At 69.0% G+C, this 2,244-nt stretch carries 1 protein-coding gene; it reads left to right on the forward strand.

What is annotated here, in order from left to right; all coding sequences use genetic code 11:
* Nucleotides 1–160 precede the first annotated feature (160 nt).
* On the forward strand, nt 161–2,116 hold the full coding sequence (locus AB0J91_RS32965) for a PhoX family phosphatase (RefSeq protein WP_363876942.1): 1,956 nt from the start codon (nt 161–163) through the stop codon (nt 2,114–2,116).
* Nucleotides 2,117–2,244: the final 128 nt, after the last annotated feature.

The following is a 2,244-nucleotide window of genomic DNA, read 5'->3' on the forward strand; positions in this document are numbered from 1 at the left end:
CGGCCCACCGCAGGCGCACCATGATCTGCTTCCGGGAGCAGTCGATCTGCGCGAGCTCGGTGACGAAGCCGGTGTTGTCGCCCAATGTTCGCCAATCGCTTGCACAACGTTGACGTTCGCTTACGCTCCAAGCCGTTCTCGAACAGCTTTGGAGGTCCTGGTGGCTCCCGAACGTCGACTCCTGCCGCTGCTCACCGGCGGGCGTGCCCGCGTCACCTGCCGCTACCGATGCGGCGACCAGTGCTCCCAACATCCGCCGAACACCTCGGACAACGCCTACTTCGGGCAGGTCCTGGAACAGGTGCTCAGCCGTCGCGGCCTGCTCAAGGCCGGAGCGGTGGCCACGGCCGCGCTCGCGGTTCCCGCGCTCGCCTCCCGCGAAGCGGCCGCCGCAACGGGTCTGGACTTCGTGCCGATCCGGCCCAACACCGAGGACGCGGTGGTGATCCCCGAGGGCTTCCAGCAGCAGATCGTCGTCCGCTGGGGAGACCCGATCCTGCCCGGCGCACCGGAGTTCGACTTCGACGCCCAGTCGCCCGAGGCGCAAGAAGGCCAGTTCGGCTACAACAACGACTTCTGCGCGCTGCTGCCGCTGCCCGACGGGCGCAGGCTGATGGTCAACAACCACGAGTACGTCACCGAGGAGTTCGTCTTCCGCGGCTACGACTCGGAGAACCCGACCGAGCAGCAGGCCAGGATCTCCTGGGCAGCGCACGGGCTTTCGGTCGTGGTGCTGGAGGACAAGAAGCCGGTGATCGACCCGCTGAACCGGCGCATCACCCTCACCACCCCGTTCGAACTGCGCGGGCCCGCTGCGGGCAGCGAGTGGCTGAAAACCCCTGCCGATCCGACGGGTACGCGCTCGCTGGGCACCATGAACAACTGCTCCGGCGGCGTCACGCCGTGGGGCACGATCCTGTCCGGCGAGGAGAACTTCCACCAGTACTTCGCCAACGCCGAGGGCATCACCGATCCGGTGACCGCGGAACGCCTTGCGCGCTACGGGATCTCCGGCGGTGCGACCGACCGCAAGTGGGAGCGCTTCGACTCGCGCTGGGACCTCGGCCAGCAGCCCAACGAACCCAACCGGTTCGGCTGGATCATCGAGGTCGACCCGCACGACCCGACCTCCACCCCGGTCAAGCACACCGCGCTCGGCCGCCTCAAGCACGAAGGCGCCAACATCCGCGTCCTCGACGACGGCCGCGTCGCGGCCTACATGGGCGATGACGAGAAGTTCGAGTACATGTACCGGTTCGTCTCCGACGGGAAGATGAAACCGGGCGGCAGCGGCCACGCCCGCAGGCACAACACGTCACTGCTGGACACGGGCACCCTCTACGTCGCGAAGTTCACCGGCGACAACCCCGCCGAGATCGACGGGACCGGGAAACTGCCCTCCGACGGCGAGTTCGACGGCGTCGGCGAGTGGATTCCGCTGGCGCACAACGACACCAGCTTCGTCAACGGCATGAGCGCCGAGGAGGTCTACGTCTTCACGCGCCAGGCCGCCGACAAGGCCGGCGCCACCAAGATGGACCGGCCCGAGGACGTCCAGCCGCACCCCACGACGGGTCGCGTCTACGCGGCGCTGACCAACAACTCCGACCGCGGCACCGAGGGCAAGGCGCCCGCCGACGAACCGAACCCGCGCAACACCAACAAGCACGGGCAGGTCGTGGAACTCGACGACGACCCCGCAGGCAACCGCTTCACCTGGCGACTGCTGCTGGTCTGCGGCGACCCGGCCGACCCGTCGACCTACTTCGCCGGATACGACAAGTCGCAGGTAAGCCCGATCACCTGCCCGGACAACGTCGCCTTCGACAGCCAGGGCAACCTGTGGATCACCACCGACTCCAGCGGCGCGCTCGGCTTCAACGACGGCCTCTACGCCGTCCCGCTGGAAGGCCCGGAACGCGGCCACGTCAAGGCGTTCCTCAGCGTCCCGCGCGGTGCCGAAGCCTGCGGTCCGGTCATCGAGGACGATCTCGTCCTCGTCTCCGCCCAGCACCCCGGCGAGCTGGACGGTGCCGACGCCGACAACCCCGCAAGCCACTGGCCCGACGGAGGCACCACCCAGCCCCGGCCCTCGGTGGTCGCGGTCTGGCGCTGATCAGCTCGAAGACCCGGCAGTCCTGGAACCGGGGGGGGCCCCCCCCCCCCGCGCCCGGGGGGGGGCGGGGGGGGGGCGCCGCGGCGGGCGGCCACCACACCATACAAAAAAAACCCGCGAGGAACACA

Origin of the sequence: Saccharopolyspora sp. NPDC049357, assembly GCF_040677225.1 — a bacterium.
Taxonomy (GTDB): domain Bacteria; phylum Actinomycetota; class Actinomycetes; order Mycobacteriales; family Pseudonocardiaceae; genus Saccharopolyspora.